The organism is Klebsiella grimontii, from assembly GCF_042137965.1.
Taxonomy (GTDB): domain Bacteria; phylum Pseudomonadota; class Gammaproteobacteria; order Enterobacterales; family Enterobacteriaceae; genus Klebsiella; species Klebsiella grimontii.
The window spans coordinates 1972550-1989436 of sequence record NZ_CP169721.1; the positions used below are offsets into that span (position 1 = coordinate 1972550).

Below are 16887 nucleotides of genomic sequence, written 5' to 3' on the forward strand. Positions count from 1 at the left end.
CGTTATTTTTTTCGTTCAGGGGGGAGAGCGCTGCTCCCCGATCGGTTACTGCATGACGCCTTTCATGCGCGGGGTGAGTGCGCCGTAGTCGTTAATCGTCCGGTAGGTAATCTCGCGACCTGCATCGGACGGTAAACTGACGCTGGCTTCGTCCATCGGCGGGACCAGCGCATTTTTCAGCACCCGGGTGCCGGCGTTGAGTTCGGTGACCGTCAGGTAATAAGGGGTGGGGTTAATCAGCGTGAGCGCATTCCCGCTGCGGCGAAACGTCAGCTTTTCCGCGGCCTGATCCGGCGGCAGCGCCAGTTTAGCCGGGCGGTAATAGAGCTTAATGCGGCTGATGATCGCCAGCTGCAGGGTGTTATCGCTGAGCTTTGATTTGTCCATCGACGGGATCGCCTTGACGTTCATCCAGAACAGCGTTTCCCGATCCTGCGGCAGCTGGTTGTTGGTGGCATCAAGGATGCGCAGGGTATTCTCTTTCTTCCCCTGCATGGCGAACAGCGGCGGGGTGATAACAAAGCTTCCGTCCTTCGCGCCGTCGGCATTTTCCACCCAGGACTGGATCAGATAGGTATTGTCATCGTTATTCGTTACCGCCAGCTGCGCCTGTTTCTGCCCCGCCGGATAAATTACGCGGGTAGCACCCAGCGCCACGCCGGCCTGCGACTGAGTCGAAAAACCGGCGGTGGCGATCAGTAAAAGTCCCGCCAGTAAACCGCGCATCCCGCGCGTGGTAGCCAGTCTATTTTTCATATTTATCTCTTTCTTTCTCACGGTGATTTCCTGTTACCGGCGCTGATTACTGGTAGGTCAGGGAGAACCAGGCCTGAGCATTCGCGGCTCCTCCGGTGACCTGACTCCCGGTGGAACGATATTTAGCGACAAAATGCAGCGTGGTTGGCCCGGTGTGCAGCTGCGCCCATGCCCCTGCTGGCGCGTTGAGCGGGATCTGGCTGCCGGTTTTATCAAACAGGGCAACGCCAATGCCGGTAGCGATCCCCGGCCCCTCGCCAACCGAGAGGACATCCGGATTTTTACCATCGGCGACGCCGTGAAACGCCACGCCAACGCGCTGGCTCACGGCGGTACTGCACTCCTGTAGGTGAATATCGAAAGGGACGGGATTGGTGTCTTCCCCGGCCGAATGAAACCGATTGCTGCTGATTTGCCCCATCTTGACCGTCATCTGCCGGTCTCCCGCTTCAACGCGGCAGGACTCGGCAATGACGATCCCCTGGAAGCGCATGTTCCCGCCGGGCAACATCACCTCCCAGTTACCGGCCAGCGCCAGCGGTGGTAGCAAAAATATCAACAGACCCGACTTCATCTTTTGCATCGTTATCACCCCAGTCTTATTTGGATAACGGGCCATCCTGGCCCGATGCGCCTCCTTGCCTGATGAAGAAATTACTCGTATTGCACTTTAAAGGTGGCGTCCGCGTTAGCAGTACCGGCAGTCGCGACACCGGTCGCAAAGTAGCGAGCCTGGAACGGGATGACGTTGGTACCATTGCTGAGGGTGGTTTGCGCGCCGAAAGTCGCGCCATCCAGCGCCAGCGGGGTACCGGTACGGTCAAGGATCTGTACGCCGACGTTAGTCGCGCCGCCCGCGGCAGAACCCTGCAGGGCCAGAACGGTTGGGTTGGTACTGTTAATCGCCGTGCCAGCAAAAGCAATGGCGGCCTTCTCGGAAACGGTGATATCGCAATCATTCAGCTGGATGTTGAAGCCCACGGGAGAGCTGGTGCTGCCTGCGGTGGCGAGTTTCGCTGAACGAACCTGGCCTAACTGAACGGTCTGATCGAGAGAACCGGCATCCACTGCGCAGGCCGCATTCACCACTTCACCTTTAAAATGTACCGTGCCGCCGTTCACCGTAACGGGATCGGCTGCCAGGGCTGCAGTAGCGCTCAGGGACAGTGCTGAAAAAACGATAACGGCTAATTTGTTCATGGTAAAACTCCTGTTTATGAATAATCCTGAAGCGATGCTTCACTTAAAAAGACATTTATTGTTGAAAAATAAATTTTGAAACGTAATCCTATTTTTACAGCCTAATTTATTCATCAGGTTGCGACGGTGGGTATAAATAGTCTTAAGTTTCACGCCAAACTCTTCTGCGATCTCCTGGTTGCTTTCCCCTCTGCTCAACATGCTTAATATCTGCTTTTCACGCAGACTCAGCTGGAACTTAGTATGATAATTTCCTGCAGTTTCTTTCTTTAAAAAGAAATTCAGAATACTTCTGGTGTTACTCTTTTTGTCTAGTACCGTTACTTTGCCAAAGAGTTCGGACTTATAGAACGCTAAGTCGCTGGATGCAAAGGCGACAATGTTTTTATTCGAAAAATAAATCCACTCCGCACCGGGAAGGTCGTTAGAGTCCAAATCTATAATCAAAAAGAAATTGTCAATAAACTCTTCTCCAAGCAATTCAATCAGGCCCAGAGTAAAATATTTATCCTTAGATAAAATATTAGTTGATAGATTCATATCTGAACGCGATCTCATCCTTGGGTTGACCTTTAACTCAGCGTTAATAACACCATTCAGCGAATTGAGGGTAATCTAACATTGCCCGCCTCAATGAGACATGTCGCTGACGCTCTAAAAGATATAACGGCCATTAAGCTGTTTTTGTGTGGTGTTTTTGTTTGTATTTATATTTTTTATTGGTGTTAAATTTTGTTATTATATTTATTTGTAGTTTTTTATAAAGCAAAGATGATAGGGAGAGGTTATCATTAAAGCCTCAACAATAGCCCTGCTCTTTGTATTGGAATTTTCTTAGGGAATATTCCTTGTTAAAGGCGTGGGATTTTCTATCTTAGTGCAGCAAAAATTTTTAAGAGCTTCTGAAGAGCCCTATAGAGGTGACCCGAGTATACCTTTTCCGCTCGCATCAGAACGCTAATTCTGCGGGGGAAAATAGCATCGTATTTATTCAGAAGCGATGACGGATTGACTACGGAACCCAAACTGCCGTGCTGAAGCGATGGCCGGCAGTATAATTGAGGCGATGATGCAAAAGTCTTTTATAGCCGGGCTGGGATTCGGAGCGTGATATTAAGATACACGGGCTGAAAAGCATGGGGTTCGTTCGCAGCCTGTCTTCACCCTCGTTTGTCAGTGTAATGAATGGATATTAATGTGCCAGGGCGTTTTTTCTCTGCTATCGCCTGGAGGAGACGCCGTTGCAGAACGCATTTGGGGGTATTAAAGAAGGCGGTACGGCTGCCATGAGAGAGTGGAAAAGCAAAAAGCCCGCTCGAAAGCAGGCTTCTTAAATTTGGCTCCTCTGACTGGACTCGAACCAGTGACATACGGATTAACAGTCCGCCGTTCTACCGACTGAACTACAGAGGAATCGTGTGAACGGGGCGCATATTAACGATGACCATCCCCCTTGTCAAAGCCTGAATCACCTGCGCTTGTTCGTTTGCTGACAATTTCAACAGTGTGCCTGTTTTTCCGGCATTGGCCGGCCGGGTGCACCGTTGCAGTGCATTTATACCCCTAATGGGGCATACCGCAATCCGCTTACCGGGCAACAAAATCGCAGTTTGCTATCAGTATCCCTTATTACGCGGCCTGCAGCGGCATTTGCGTCTGTGGTAAAAAGCTGGCAAGCAAATTGCAAAACCTTCTGTATCTAAACGGCCAGTGTTGGTACTGGTGTTCCTTACAGGAGGCAAAATGAACTTAAGACGACTGAAGTATTTCGTGAAAATCGTCGATATCGGCAGTCTGACCCAGGCCGCTGAAGTCTTGCACATCGCACAACCGGCGTTAAGCCAACAGGTTGCGACCCTGGAAGGCGAGCTGGACCAGCAGCTGTTGATCCGCACCAAGCGCGGCGTCACGCCGACCGAAGCGGGCAAGATCCTTTACACCCACGCTCGCACTATCCTGCGCCAGTGCGAGCAGGCGCAACTGGCGGTCAACAACGTCGGTCAGACGCTAAGCGGCCAGGTGTCAATCGGTCTGGCGCCGGGGACGGCGGCTTCGGCCATTACCATGCCGCTGCTGCAAACGGTGCGTAATGAGCTGCCGGAAGTGATGGTCTATTTGCAGGAAAGCAGCGGAACGATCCTCAACGACAAGCTTATCGACGGTCAGCTGGATATGGCCGTGCTCTACGAACGCTCGCCGGTCGCCGGGATCGTCAGCCAGCCGCTGCTGAAAGAAGATCTCTACCTGGTCGGCACCCGGGATTGTCCGGGGCAGAGCGTGGATTTGACGGCGGTTGCGGAGATGAATCTGTTCCTGCCGCGCGATTATAGCGCCGTCCGCGCGCGGGTCACCGAAGCTTTCACCCTGCGTCGCCTGTCGGCAAAAATTATCGGCGAAATTGAATCCATCACCACCCTGACGGCGGCCATTGCCAGCGGCATGGGCGTCACCGTACTCCCGGAATCCGCCGCCCGTTCGCTGTGCGGCGCGGCTAATGGCTGGATGGCGCGCATCAGCACGCCGTCAATGAGCCTGTCGCTGTCACTCAATATGTCGGCTCGCGGCAGCCTGTCACCGCAGGCGCAGGCGGTGAAGGAAATTTTGATGTCGCTGGTGAGTCGCCCGTCGCTGGAAAACCGTGAATTATTGTTAGTCAGTTAGGCTATATTCCTGGATGGAATAAGTTGCTGGTTTTTATTATTTGTTAGCAGGGACAACAGACTTTAACAATAGCGCCTATGTTATGTCTGATAGCCCGGAGGAAAGGGTGAACTTCCAGCAACTCAAAATTATTCGTGAAGCGGCCCGTCAGGATTACAACCTGACGGAAGTCGCCAATATGCTCTATACATCGCAATCGGGCGTCAGCCGTCATATTCGTGAACTGGAAGAAGAACTGGGGATCGAAATCTTTATCCGCCGCGGCAAACGTCTGCTGGGGATGACGGAGCCGGGCAAAGCGTTACTGCTGATTGCCGAGCGTATTCTTAATGAAGCCAGCAACGTTCGCCGCCTGGCTGACCTGTTTACTAACGATGCCTCCGGCGTCTTAACCATCGCCACCACCCATACCCAGGCGCGCTATAGCCTGCCGCCGGTGATTAAAGCCTTCCGTGAACTCTTTTCCGACGTGCGTCTTGAGTTAGTTCAGGGGACGCCGCAGGAAATTGAAGCGCTGCTGCACAACGGCGGCGCGGATATTGGTATCGCCAGCGAGCGTCTGAGCAACGATCCGACGCTGGTGGCTTTTCCCTGGTTCCGCTGGCACCACAGCCTGCTGGTCCCCAAAGATCACCCGCTGACCCAGGTGACGCCGTTAACCCTCGATGCCATCGCCCGCTGGCCGCTCATTACCTATCGTCAGGGAATTACCGGCCGCTCGCGTATTGACGAAGCCTTTAACCGTAAAGGACTGATGCCGGATATCGTATTAAGCGCTCAGGACTCCGACGTCATCAAAACTTACGTCGAACTGGGGCTGGGAGTTGGGCTGGTAGCGGAACAGTCAGGCGACGCGCGCGAGTCTGATACCTTTACGCGTCTCGATACCCGCCATTTGTTTGACGCCAATACCGTCTGGCTGGGCCTGAAGCGCGGGCAGCTGCAGCGAAACTACGTCTGGCGCTTTATTGAACTGTGCAACGCTGGGCTGTCGCTGGAGGAAATTAAACGCCAGGCGATGGAGCCGGAAGAAGCGGCGATTGATTATCAGATTTAGCAGGATGATAAATCAGATATGAGATAGCAAACGAAGCTATAATTTATTCACGATTATCGCCACAAAGGAAGGGAAATTGTGCGGCGTGTGAAACTGCTTTGTTCTCTTATTATGATCCTCACCAGCCAGAGCGCTCTGGCGGTGAGCTACCCGTTGCCGCCGGAAGGAAGCCGCCTGGTGGGCAGTCCGCTGACCATCACTATTCCGCAACATAATACCCAGCCGCTGGAGGCCTTCGCCGCTCAGTACGGCCAGGGTCTGAGCAACATGCTTGAGGCCAACCCCGGCGTCGACGTATACCTGCCGAAATCGGGTTCCACGCTGGTGGTGCCGCAGCAGCTTATTCTGCCCGCCACGGTACGCCAGGGCATTGTGATCAACGTTGCAGAAATGCGTCTCTACTACTATCCACCTGAAGGCACAACCGTTGATGTTCTGCCGATTGGCATTGGTCAGGCAGGACGCGAAACCCCGCGTAACTGGGTCACCGCTGTGGAGCGTAAGCAAGAGGCGCCAACCTGGACGCCAACCGCCAATACCCGTCGTGAATACGCCAGTCGGGGCGAAAGCCTGCCCGCGTTTGTGCCGGCCGGGCCGGATAACCCAATGGGGCTGTATGCGATTTACATCGGCAGGCTCTACGCGATTCATGGTACCAACGCCAATTTCGGTATCGGCCTGCGCGTGAGCCAGGGCTGCATCCGCCTGCGTAACGACGATATCAAATACCTGTTTGATACCGTTCCGGTCGGAACGCGCGTGCAAATCATCGATCAGCCGGTGAAATATACCGTCGAGCCGGACGGCAGCCGCTGGGTTGAAGTCCACGAACCGTTGTCGCGCAACCGCGCGGAGTATGAATCGGACCGTAAGGTGCCGCTCCCGGTCACGCCGGCGCTTCAGGCCTTTGTGAAGGGGGAGGGCGTGGATGTGAATCGCGCGGAGCAAGCGCTTGAACGCCGCTCCGGTATGCCGGTGGCGATTGGGCATTCAGCTATGCCGGCAGGTAGCGGATTTTAACCTTTTCCGCCACGCTGAACGGTTTCTGCGCGCCCGCGGGTGCCGGGCGCTATTGGTCGTCGTGGAGATTCATGTTGGGTATTTAGCTTCATCTCTTTGAGCTTAACCAAAGGGATGTTTTTTAAATGCGCTATGGGCTTCATATAATTCAGCAGCGGATTGAATATGATTAAAGTCTCCCGCATGAACCACGTGGGGGATCATCGACTGAATAAATGTCCAGATTACCGTACTCGTTACTGCCACCTGATCGGGGACCGCGGCCGCCGGACGGTTTTCCAGCAGGGTATTCCACTCCCTGCAGGCCGCCAGCAGCTGAATCGTGATGCGCTCTATCCACGGATTATGCTGCTTTTCCGCCGGGCGCAGGTTGTGTTCATACACGTTCTGCACCGCCTTTTCACCCGCGGCGAGAATAAAGCCCAGCGTTTGCAGATCGCTTGCCTGCGCCAGTGGATCGACCGGCAGCAGCTTGCGCGCCGGGGAGGCCTGGCCTTCAAAATAGGCCAGTATCAGCGACGAGTCCATCAGGCGAATTCCGTTATCCAGCAAAAGCGTCGGCGCTTTTACCGCGGGATTGATGCGGGAAAACGCGTCAAAGCTGCTGAATACCGACAGCGGGTGACTTTCAAACTCGACGCCGTAGAGTTCAAGAGAAATCGCCACGCGCCTGACATAAGGCGAATCCATCATGCCGATAAGTTTAATCATGATTCCTGTTTTCCTGTCTCTGTGAAATGACGCAACTCAATTCATTAATACGAATGGGGACTCAGTAGCGGCGGGTTAACGCTTCATCACCGGTGGTGAACAGACATTACAATAAATTGTGCATAGCGAATATCATCGGTATCTAACGGATCGGGTTAGTATTACTGACAGGTTGTTGGTCACGTATATTGAGTTAAGCTGCGGGAGTGAAGCATGTCGGATTTTCCACCTATTGCCAGTTTACGTAGTTTTGAAGCCGTGGCCCGGCTTGGCAGCGTGACGCTGGCGGCAAAAGAACTTCACGTTACGCATTCAGCCATCAGCCAGCAGATTAAAGTGCTGGAGGAGATGGTCGGCTTAAAGCTGTTTATCCGTCACGGTCGCGGCGTGCAGATTAATGAAGACGGGCGGCTCTATGCCTTACAGGTCCGCGAGGCGTTGCATCATATCGCTGATGCCACCCGGCTGGTGCAGGTCAAACCGAGAAGGCAGGAGCTGACGCTGGCGATGGTACCCTCCTTTGGTAGTCACTGGTTAGTGCCGCGACTGGAGCGGTTTCGGGCGACATATCCCCATATCTCGCTGCGCATACAGGCGAGTCTGGCGATCGCCAACATGCAGCAGGAAGGGATTGATATGGCGATCCGAATGGGCAAAGGCGACTGGGACGGAATGGAAAGCCATTATCTTTTCGCCGATGAGCTTATCGTCGTGGCCGCGCCATCCTATAACGACGGCGCGCTTCCCCGAACACCATCAGAGATAGCGAAGAGTAAAATTATCTTCTCGATGGAGTCGTGGAAAACATGGTGCGTTAATGCGGGACTTGAAAGAGAGATTGTGCCCGGCGGTTTGTGCATCAACGACTCGAACCTGGTTCTGGAGGCCGTCCGGCTTGGTAAAGGTATCGCGCTGGAACGCCGCTCGTTAGTCCAGAAGGCGCTCTGCAGAGGCGAACTGGTCCAGCTTACGCCTTTCACCGCCCCATATCCGTGGCCTTACTGGCTGGTGTCGTCGCAGGCCGCTGAACAGAAAACCGAAGCCGTTCTGTTTAAGGCCTGGCTTGATGAGGAGGTTGCTGCATGGGGTCAACAAACTGACGCGCTGGAAAAGAAACATCCGCGAGACGGAAACCATCGCTCCCGCCCGGAGGCGGGATACCCTGAGAACATTCATAACATGGGTGATGTCGATGAATAAAAATATTCTCCAGCAATAGAATTTGAAAAGGCGAGTGAAAATAATCTGGCTTAAAAACCGACCTTATAACGCGCTTTTGTCTTGTCGATACGCCTGATGCCTCTTCGGTTTTGTCGTCCGGTCGCCATCCCGCGCCATTAACGCTGCCCGGTTCCGTTTTACCGGCGCAGCGCGGGCGCTAAATACCGCTAAACCAGTTATAGCCCTGATCCTCCCAGTAGCCGCCGGGGTTGGTATCGCTGACGAAAATGGCGGCGATATGCTTGGCGTTTTTGAACCCCAGCTTGGTCGGCACCCGCAGTCGTAGCGGAAAACCATACTCCGCCGGCAGCGACTTACCGGCAAAATCCAGCGCCAAAATGGTTTGCGGGTGCAGCGCGGTGGCCATATCAATACTGGAATAATAGCGATCTGCGCACTTAAAGCCGACATAGCGCGCGTTGAGGTCGGCGCCGACATGTTGCAGGAATAGCTTTAGCGGTACGCCGCCCCATTGACCAATTGCGCTCCAGCCTTCAATGCAGATCAGCCGGGTGATCTGGCTCTGTTGCGGCAGACGCTGTAGCTGTTCCAGCGTCCACGGCGCTTTTTTCTCCACCTTACCGGAGACTTCCAGACGATAGTCGAACAGATCGACTTCCGGCGCGTTATATTGCGGATAAAAAGCGTTAAACGGAAAGGGGTGGGTAATTTGATCCGGACGGTAAGTCTGGGCCAGGCGCTGGCCGCTGAACAGCCAGGACTGGACCCGATCGTTCCAGCGCGACATAGCCCACAGCACTTTGTCGACTTGATCGCCATCCTGCATGTTGCATCCGGTCAGCATCGCCACGCCTCCCAGCGTCAGCCCGGATCGCAGGAGTAATCGGCGCTGCACATTTACCAGCTGTTTTTTCTGATCCGGCTCGAGCGCGGGCGCCCGGCGGGTTGGCGCTTTACCCTTCATGTTTGCCTCCTGACAGCATGGCCCACAGGGTGGAAGGTACGATTAACACCATCAGCACATGGATAACGACGAACAGTCCGATGCCCGCCATGGCGCAGAAGTGGACATAGCGCGCGACAGGAAAACCGCCAAACAGCGCCACCAGCCAGTAGAGCTGTACCGGTTTCCAGATAGCCAGCCCGGAGAGCACCAGCAGCAGGCCGAGCGCCATAACGCCGAGGTACATAAGCTTTTGAATCGCATTGTAATGGCCGAGGCGGTGGTTCAGCCGCAGCGTTAAGGTCAGCCAGATATCCTGCCGGAGCGCGGCCAGACGTAGCGGCAGCAGGTCGCGGCGTAGATGGCCGCTGAACAGACTCCACAGCAGGTAGCAAACAGCGTTAACGACCAGCAGCCACATGACCGCCAGGTGCCAGCCAATCGCGCCGCCCAGCCAGCCGCCCAGGGTGAGGGAGGGCGGAAAGCGGAAGTCGAACAGCGGCGAAGCGTTGTAGATTTCCCAGCCGCTCATGAACATACCGATCATGGCGACCAGATTCACCCAGTGGGTGAGCCTGACCGGCCAGCGATGTACTGGCCGCGACGCGTTGGTTTTCATGCACGTCTCCTGGATTACATCGGCGGTACGGTGCCGTCTTTTCCGGCGGAAATGCGGGTGGCGACGCGTTCGCCTTTATCGTTAGTGGCGGAGAACAGCACGATATGCGTACCGGGCTTCAGCAGGCCGCGATCGCCGGGATTGATGGTCACTACCGGCGTATCGTCAGGGACGATGACGTTTTTTTGCCGATCGCCGTATTTAACGGTTAGCGTGCGGCCGTTGGCGTTTACCAGCTTGCCGATGGTGCCGTTGGTCATGGTGTTGATTTTACCGTCCGCGGACTCCCACGGAGAATGCCCTTCGCCCGTGCCGCGGAGGCTGGCGGCAAACACGTGTACTTCCAGCGCCTTCAGGCTACCGTCGGCCTGGGGGACCGCTGCGGTGCCGATAAAGCTGTCCGGCTTGATATCGTCGATCGAACCTTTGGCGACGCTAAAAACCTGCGTTTTGTCGTTGAGCTTTACGTCGACCTTTTCCCCTTGACGGTTGCTGATTTGCAGAGCGGTATCCGAGACCTGATCGATGGTGCCGCGCAGCGGCGTGATAGCTTTAGCCGGCGTCTGCGCCGCAGTGGCTATGCCGCTGCAGAGCATCAGGGTAGACAACAGTAAACCGGCAATACGATGGCGTGTATGCATGACATTCTCCTGTGATGGTTTGCCGGTTAAGCATGGCCAGGGGATCGGGACAACACCATGTCCGTTTGATGACATTAATGTCATCAAGCCGCGGCGCAGAAACTGTTAATCTGTCCGCAGACGTGAAGAGGTGGTAAGCATGCGCATATTAGTGGTGGAAGATGATATCGGGACCGGTAATTACCTGAAAAAGGGGTTAACGGAGGCCGGATACGGCGTTGATTTGGCGCGCGACGGTACCGACGGCTTATTTCGGGCGCTGGAGTATGGTTACGATGCGATAGTGCTCGACGTCATGCTGCCCGGGCTTGACGGCTGGCAGATTATTGATGTTTTACGCAAGAAAAGCGATGTGCCGATACTGTTTCTTACCGCCCGCGACGAGGTGCAGGACCGTATTCATGGCCTGGAGCTGGGGGCGGACGATTACCTGGTCAAACCTTTCTCCTTTACCGAACTGGTGCTCAGGTTGCGTACGCTGTTGCGCCGCGGAACCGTACGGGAATCCGATCGCTATGAAATTGCCGACCTGCATATTGATGTGCTGCGGCGCAGAGCCACCCGTCAGGACACCGTGATACCGCTGACCAACAAAGAGTTTATGCTGCTGCATCTGCTGGTCCGGCGTGAAGGAGAGGTGCTGTCGCGCACCATGATCGCCTCGCAGGTATGGGATATGAATTTCGACAGCGACACCAACGTGGTGGATGTGGCGATCAAACGCCTGCGCGCCAAAATCGACCGGCCGTTCGATATCAAACTTATTCATACCGTCCGCGGCATCGGCTACGTTTGCGAGGTTCGTTGATGAACGTGCTGGCTCGCCGTTGGCAGGCGACATCGCTGACGTTGCGAAGCGCCGTTCTGTTTGCCCTGGTTGCAGCGCTGGTGGTCAGCGCCGCTGGCGGATACTTATATCACGCCATGCGTCAGGAGATGATTCACCGTAGCGATCTGCAGGTGACCGGGCGCATAGAATATTACCGAAACGTACTCAGTAAACGCTTTCCGCTGGAGCGGCTGGTGGCGAACACCGGGATGTTCGAAAACATGTTGGGCAACGAGCAGGACGTTTTAATCTTTCGTATTCCGGGACAGGCGCCGTTAATTAATGTGAATCCTGCCAGGGTTCAATTACCGTCGGTGACGCCGACGCCGGCGGATCGTCCGCAGCGCCTGAATGAGGTACAGAGCGGAATGACCGGGCAGGGGGTTCCGCTGCGTGTGGCGTCGGGGCTGGTGACGCTGGAAGATGGCAGGGTACTGCAAATTTCTGTCGCGCATGTGATGGTAAATGAACAGAAAATGCTGGCGCGCTACCTGTGGCGCGTCATCGCGGCGGTGGCGGTGGCCTTTCTGGCGATTGCGCTGCTGGGCTACTGGGTGATGCGTCGCGAGCTGCGGCCATTAAGGCGTATGGCCGCAGAGGCGGCGATCATTACGCCCAGTACGCTGGCGACTCGCCTGAGCGAACAGGACGCGCCGCAGGAACTGCAGCAGCTGATTGTCTCCTTCAACGCCATGCTCGACAGGCTCAACGAAGGCTATCAGCGCCTGACGCGGTTTTCCGCCGATCTGGCCCACGAGATCCGCACACCGGTAGGGGCGCTAATGGGCCAGTGTCAGGTGGCGCTGTATCAGCCTCGCAGCGTGGAGGAGTATGAAACGTTGCTCTCCAGCAACATGGAGGAGTTGGAACGCATTTCACGCATGGTGGAAAATATTCTGTTTCTGGCGCGCGCCAGCCATGCGCAGTCGGTGCTGAACTGCCGGGAACTGGATATTGCTCAGGAGCTACAGCGTGTCGCGGATTATTTCGAGGGGCTGGCGGAGGAGCGCGATATTCTGCTGATTTGCGAAGGCGAAGGGCAGCTGTGGGCCGATGCGATGCTGTTCCAGAGGGCGTTAAGCAATCTGGTGGCCAACGCGGTTCGCTATGCCGATGAAGCGAGCCAAATCATCTTACGAGCCGGCATGGAAGAAAACCGACAGATCATCCAGGTGATTAATCAGGGCCCGCCGATTGCGCAGGTACATCTGGAAAAGCTGTTTGAGCGTTTCTATCGCGCAGACGCCGCGCGCAGTAGCCATGCCAGCGGGCTGGGATTGTCGATCGTACGCGCAATTATGACTCTGCACGGCGGTGAGGCTCGCGCTCAGTGCCTGTCGCAGCAGCCGGGCGCGCAAATTGTTTTCAGCCTGATTTTCCCGAAACGCTCAGCGTAGCGGTAAACAAAAATCCCGCTTAGTTTCCATAAGCGGGCTTCTTAAATATAGCTCCTCTGACTGGGAGCGCCTTTGCCATTAACGGGCTGATTGAAAAGCTACATCCCGAAATTAGGGTTGTCGAGACTCTCTGAGTTGCAGGCGGGAGACCGAGAGAACGCCAGTGACGCGCGACAGCTCAGCATGCACTGTGCCAATACCTGAACGGCTTTTTCGGGACAGGTCGTAAAACGGTGAATCCCTTGCATGTTATTCACTGAAATAGCCGAATGCGTCTTCAGCTTTGCAGTAACGACGCATGAATCTCGTGTCCCATCTCTCCATAATCAATTTTATAGGTTTACACCTATATAGCATTTGACCTATATTGATTTGGAGGTCCCGTGTGGATGATTAAAACAACGGATACGTTTGAGCGCTGGTTTACCTCGTTCAACGATACCGATAGGGCCAGCGTGCTTGCAGCGTTGTTGGTCCTGCGAGAAAAGGGGCCGGGTTTGTCCAGACCTAATGCCGATACGCTGAGAGGCTCCCGCTACAGCAACATGAAAGAGTTGCGTATTCAGAGCCGGGGCGAGCCGATACGGGCATTTTTCGCTTTTGACCCGGCCCGTACCGGCATTGTGCTTTGTGCCGGTAATAAGGTTGGCAATGAAAAACGTTTTTACGATGAGATGCTCCCTGTTGCTGAGCGGGAATTCACGAACTGGCTGAAGACATTCAAAGAGAAGGAGTAACGCGATGGGCAGAACGTTGGAACAGCTGATGGCGGATGAAAAACCGGAAGTCGTGGCTGACGCCCGGGCTATGGCGGCGGACATCCTGCTCAACATTCACCTTGCAGAACTGCGTGAGAAAGTACAGAAAACGCAGGTCGAGATGGCGCAGGCGCTGGGCATCAGGCAACCTACCGTTGCAGGCATGGAAAAACCAGGCCGTGACCTGAAGCTTTCCACGCTTAAACGCTACGTTGAAGCCACCGGCGGCAAGCTACGTCTTGATGTTGAGTTGCCGGATGGTTCTCACTACGGATTTGAACTGTAAACCGTGAGCGGTTGAGCAGCGGAACGGTCAGCATGAAAAGCTCGACAAGGTGGCCTTCACGCTTTTGCTGATGCCCCTCCGGCGCAGCCCGGATACGGAAGCTGCACCGCATTTCGTTTATCCAATCCGCGGTAATTCTTTGAACCACAAAAACAGTTTTCTATTATCGGCCTTCTTTGTTACGCACTAAGCTCCCGCCGTTCTGAAAACGCTGGAACTGTCGACGGACAGCGAAGTCGGCATGACCATTAATAATGGCTGCCTGATTATTGAACCCCAGAAACGGCCCCATTATTCGCTTGAGGAACTGCTGGCGCAGTGCGATCCGCACGCCGAAATGAGCGAAGAGGATCGGGAATGGATTGATGCGCCTGCGGTGGGCAAGGAGATCCTGTAAATGGACAGAGGAAAAATCTGGCTCGTTTCACTGGATCCGATTGCAGGCTACGAGCAAAGCGGAAAACGTCCCGTGCTTATCGTATCGAAGGCATCGTTTAACAAGCTGACCCGGCTACCCGTTGTTGTTCCCATCACCAGCGGTGGAAACTTTGCTCGCACGGCAGGTTTCACCGTTTCACTGGCAGGGGCAGGGACAAAAACGATTGGCGTTATTCGCTGCGACCAGCCCAGAACCATTGATATGGCTGCCCGGAATGGCATGCGGCTGGAAAGCATACCAGACGCTATGGTAAATGAAGTGCTTGCCAGGCTGGATGCTATTTTGAGTTAACGCCAGGATGCAGAAAAGCAAAAAGCCTGCTTCAAAAGCAGGCTTTTCAAATTTGGCTCCTCTGACTGGACTCGAACCAGTGACATACGGATTAACAGTCCGCCGTTCTACCGACTGAACTACAGAGGAATCGTTGTGGAGTCGTATCTTAGCGGCGAAAAAACTTTTGTCAAACATCTATTCGCCGTCCGTTGCTCAACTGGCGCATCCATCAACAAATTGTCGCCATTATCGACAATTTATCGGGAAAAATGCTTTGCAGGATTAGCTTTTCTCTATCATCATTTGAAATGTAGTTTCAACTTTTCTCACTAAGGTCTCCCTTGAACGTCACCGCCGCCTTACGCCAGTCCGTCGAACGCACGTCCTGGTTTAAAAAACGCAAGAGCTATCGCGTCCTTTACTGGCGTGAAATCAGCCCGCTTGCGGTCCCGATTTTGCTGGAAAACGCCTGCGTACTGCTGATGGGCGTGTTGAGTACTTTTTTGGTTAGCTGGCTCGGTAAAGAGGCCATGGCGGGCGTTGGCCTGGCCGATAGCTTCAACATGGTGATTATGTCCTTTTTTGCCGCCATCGACCTCGGTACGACCGTGGTGGTGGCGTTTAGCCTGGGCAAACGTGACCGGCGGCGGGCAAGGGCGGCAGCGCGCCAGTCGCTGGCGATAATGACCCTGTTTTCGATTATTCTCGCAGCCGTTATCCATGCTTTTGGGGCGGAAATTATCAATTTTGTCGCCGGCGATGCGACAGAAGAGGTGAAAGGCCTGGCGCTCACCTACCTTGAACTGACGGTATTGAGCTACCCGGCGGCGGCAATCGCCCTGATCGGCAGCGGTGCGCTACGCGGCGCCGGAACCACTAAAATTCCGCTGTTGATCAACGGCGGGATGAATATCCTCAACATTATCATCAGCAGCATCCTGATTTACGGCATTTTCTCGTGGCCCGGTATGGGGTTCGTCGGCGCCGGTCTTGGATTGACAATTGCCCGCTACATTGGCGCGGTGGCCACGATTTGGGTGCTAATGATCGGTTTTAACCCGGCGCTGCGCATTTCGCTGAAGAGCTATTTTAAGCCGTTTAACTTCGCCATTATCTGGGAAGTGATGGGTATCGGTATTCCCGCCAGCATTGAATCGGTCTTGTTCAACGGCGGCAAGCTGCTGACGCAAATGTTTGTCGCTGGGATGGGCACTAACGTGATTGCCGGCAACTTTGTCGCCTTCTCGGTTGCCGCGCTGATCAACCTGCCGGGGAACGCCCTCGGTTCAGCATCGACCATTATCACCGGCCGACGTCTCGGAAAAGGGCAGATCGGCCAGGCAGAGCGTCAGGCGTGGCATGTCTTCTGGCTGTCGACCATCATTTTGACGGTGATTGCCTGGGGAACCGCGCCGCTTGCCGGTCTGATCGCCTCGTTCTATACCAGTGAAGAAGATGTCAAAGTGGTGGTAAAAGAGCTGCTGTGGCTGAACGCCTTCTTTATGCCGATCTGGGCGATGGCCTGGACGCTGCCGTGCGCCTTTAAAGGGGCGCGTGACGTGCGCTACACCATGTGGGTCTCAATGCTTGGCATGTGGGGCTGCCGCGTGGTGGCGGGCTATACGCTGGGGATTGTACTGGGGATGGGGGTTATCGGCGTTTGGCTCGGGATGGTGCTTGACTGGGCGGTGCGCGGCGTTCTGTTTTACTGCCGAATGGTCAGCGGGCGCTGGCTATGGAAGTATCCGCGAACGAAAGCGCAGAGGGAAGAGACCAGTGCGCCGGCCAAAGAGAGCTAATCTCACAGAGCGAAGCGGGACTTTTCGCCCAAAGTGGAGAATTATTCGGCAAACGGTTTGAAATGTGAAAACAGCCTTTGACAAGGTGGGGCGCCATCGATAATATGCGCCCCGTTCACACGATTCCTCTGTAGTTCAGTCGGTAGAACGGCGGACTGTTAATCCGTATGTCACTGGTTCGAGTCCAGTCAGAGGAGCCAAATTTAAGAAGCCCGCTTAAGGAAACTTAAGCGGGCTTTTTGCTTTCTATTCCATAGACACGATGGCGGCAACGTCGGGGCACAGAAGAACATACCCTGCGTACCATCAGGTTTTT

Annotated in this window: 19 protein-coding genes, 3 tRNA genes and 1 pseudogene; 13 read left to right on the plus strand and 10 right to left on the minus strand. The window is 54.8% G+C overall.

From position 1 onward, the window contains the following. Positions 1-45 precede the first annotated feature (45 nt). The 5 genes from ACE3MN_RS09310 to ACE3MN_RS09330 all read right to left on the minus strand — a co-directional run bounded on the left by ACE3MN_RS09310 (position 46) and on the right by ACE3MN_RS09330 (position 3369). The gene (locus ACE3MN_RS09310; protein ID WP_082236997.1) at positions 46-756 is read right to left on the minus strand and encodes a fimbria/pilus periplasmic chaperone; all 711 of its coding nucleotides are present in this window, start codon (positions 754-756) and stop codon (positions 46-48) included. 46 nt (positions 757-802) lie between these two features. Beyond that, complete coding sequence (locus ACE3MN_RS09315) at positions 803-1339, minus strand: fimbrial protein (RefSeq protein ID WP_049085579.1); 537 nt, start codon at positions 1337-1339, stop codon at positions 803-805. 71 nt (positions 1340-1410) lie between these two features. Then, positions 1411-1956, minus strand: coding sequence for a type 1 fimbrial major subunit FimA (fimA, locus tag ACE3MN_RS09320; RefSeq protein ID WP_024359983.1), 546 nt, complete (start codon positions 1954-1956; stop codon positions 1411-1413). A gap of 39 nt (positions 1957-1995) precedes the next feature. Further along, entirely contained in the window at positions 1996-2496 is a 501-nt protein-coding gene (locus tag ACE3MN_RS09325) for a helix-turn-helix domain-containing protein (RefSeq protein WP_004138868.1), read from the minus strand. Positions 2497-3293: 797 nt separating this feature from the next. Then, positions 3294-3369 (minus strand) — tRNA-Asn (locus ACE3MN_RS09330). 330 nt (positions 3370-3699) lie between these two features. Between ACE3MN_RS09330 and nac the strand changes: the two genes are divergently transcribed. The 3 genes from nac to ldtA all read left to right on the plus strand — a co-directional run bounded on the left by nac (position 3700) and on the right by ldtA (position 6694). Beyond that, a complete protein-coding gene (gene nac, locus ACE3MN_RS09335; protein ID WP_004132716.1) occupies positions 3700-4617 on the plus strand; it encodes a nitrogen assimilation transcriptional regulator NAC in 918 nt (305 codons plus the stop codon). 106 nt (positions 4618-4723) lie between these two features. Then, entirely contained in the window at positions 4724-5674 is a 951-nt protein-coding gene (gene cbl / locus ACE3MN_RS09340; protein WP_004122262.1) for an HTH-type transcriptional regulator Cbl, read from the plus strand. A gap of 111 nt (positions 5675-5785) precedes the next feature. Continuing rightward, positions 5786-6694, plus strand: a complete 909-nt coding sequence (gene ldtA, locus ACE3MN_RS09345; RefSeq protein WP_155553325.1) for a L,D-transpeptidase — start codon at positions 5786-5788, stop codon at positions 6692-6694. A gap of 102 nt (positions 6695-6796) precedes the next feature. Here ldtA and ACE3MN_RS09350 read toward each other — a convergent pair whose 3' ends face one another. Further along, on the minus strand, positions 6797-7405 hold the full coding sequence (locus ACE3MN_RS09350) for a glutathione S-transferase family protein (protein WP_032710991.1): 609 nt from the start codon (positions 7403-7405) through the stop codon (positions 6797-6799). 213 nt (positions 7406-7618) lie between these two features. Here ACE3MN_RS09350 and ACE3MN_RS09355 point away from each other — a divergent pair, with 213 nt between their 5' ends. After that, a complete protein-coding gene (locus ACE3MN_RS09355; protein ID WP_049099347.1) occupies positions 7619-8605 on the plus strand; it encodes a LysR substrate-binding domain-containing protein in 987 nt (328 codons plus the stop codon). Between the two features lie 178 nt (positions 8606-8783). Here ACE3MN_RS09355 and ACE3MN_RS09360 read toward each other — a convergent pair whose 3' ends face one another. From ACE3MN_RS09360 to ACE3MN_RS09370, 3 genes are read right to left on the minus strand one after another with little or no spacing between them, the layout of a single operon-like run. After that, positions 8784-9551 (minus strand): molybdopterin-dependent oxidoreductase, encoded by a 768-nt coding sequence (locus ACE3MN_RS09360; RefSeq protein WP_004132727.1) that lies wholly within the window; start codon positions 9549-9551, stop codon positions 8784-8786. Then, positions 9541-10149, minus strand: coding sequence for a cytochrome b/b6 domain-containing protein (locus ACE3MN_RS09365; RefSeq protein WP_004132729.1), 609 nt, complete (start codon positions 10147-10149; stop codon positions 9541-9543). Before ACE3MN_RS09365 ends, ACE3MN_RS09360 begins: the two co-directional genes overlap by 11 nt. 14 nt (positions 10150-10163) lie before the next feature. Next, positions 10164-10790: a hypothetical protein gene (locus ACE3MN_RS09370; protein WP_004132731.1), complete on the minus strand. Its 627-nt coding sequence runs from the start codon at positions 10788-10790 to the stop codon at positions 10164-10166. Between the two features lie 139 nt (positions 10791-10929). Between ACE3MN_RS09370 and ACE3MN_RS09375 the strand changes: the two genes are divergently transcribed. From ACE3MN_RS09375 to ACE3MN_RS09400, 6 genes and pseudogenes are all read left to right on the plus strand, one after another. Next, complete coding sequence (locus ACE3MN_RS09375; RefSeq protein WP_004132733.1) at positions 10930-11598, plus strand: heavy metal response regulator transcription factor; 669 nt, start codon at positions 10930-10932, stop codon at positions 11596-11598. Next, entirely contained in the window at positions 11598-13016 is a 1419-nt protein-coding gene (locus tag ACE3MN_RS09380) for a heavy metal sensor histidine kinase (RefSeq protein ID WP_049085817.1), read from the plus strand. The genes ACE3MN_RS09375 and ACE3MN_RS09380 overlap by 1 nt, the downstream gene beginning before the upstream one ends. A 383-nt stretch (positions 13017-13399) precedes the next feature. After that, positions 13400-13753, plus strand: a complete 354-nt coding sequence (locus ACE3MN_RS09385; RefSeq protein WP_004132737.1) for a type II toxin-antitoxin system RelE/ParE family toxin — start codon at positions 13400-13402, stop codon at positions 13751-13753. 4 nt (positions 13754-13757) lie between these two features. Then, entirely contained in the window at positions 13758-14060 is a 303-nt protein-coding gene (locus tag ACE3MN_RS09390; RefSeq protein ID WP_004132739.1) for a helix-turn-helix domain-containing protein, read from the plus strand. 193 nt (positions 14061-14253) lie between these two features. Further along, positions 14254-14457: pseudogene (locus tag ACE3MN_RS09395) on the plus strand (hypothetical protein); the annotation flags it as partial. After that, on the plus strand, positions 14458-14790 hold the full coding sequence (locus ACE3MN_RS09400; protein ID WP_102650412.1) for a type II toxin-antitoxin system PemK/MazF family toxin: 333 nt from the start codon (positions 14458-14460) through the stop codon (positions 14788-14790). Between the two features lie 53 nt (positions 14791-14843). Here ACE3MN_RS09400 and ACE3MN_RS09405 read toward each other — a convergent pair. Beyond that, positions 14844-14919 (minus strand) — tRNA-Asn (locus tag ACE3MN_RS09405). A 6-nt stretch (positions 14920-14925) separates the two neighbouring features. On the opposite strand from ACE3MN_RS09405, the gene ACE3MN_RS09410 reads away from it, so the two are divergent. The 3 genes from ACE3MN_RS09410 to ACE3MN_RS09420 all read left to right on the plus strand — a co-directional run bounded on the left by ACE3MN_RS09410 (position 14926) and on the right by ACE3MN_RS09420 (position 16771). Beyond that, complete coding sequence (locus ACE3MN_RS09410; protein ID WP_219192691.1) at positions 14926-15105, plus strand: DUF5951 family protein; 180 nt, start codon at positions 14926-14928, stop codon at positions 15103-15105. An 8-nt stretch (positions 15106-15113) separates the two neighbouring features. Continuing rightward, the gene (locus ACE3MN_RS09415; RefSeq protein ID WP_102649747.1) at positions 15114-16571 is read left to right on the plus strand and encodes an EmmdR/YeeO family multidrug/toxin efflux MATE transporter; all 1458 of its coding nucleotides are present in this window, start codon (positions 15114-15116) and stop codon (positions 16569-16571) included. A gap of 124 nt (positions 16572-16695) precedes the next feature. Further along, positions 16696-16771 (plus strand) — tRNA-Asn (locus ACE3MN_RS09420). Positions 16772-16887: the final 116 nt, after the last annotated feature.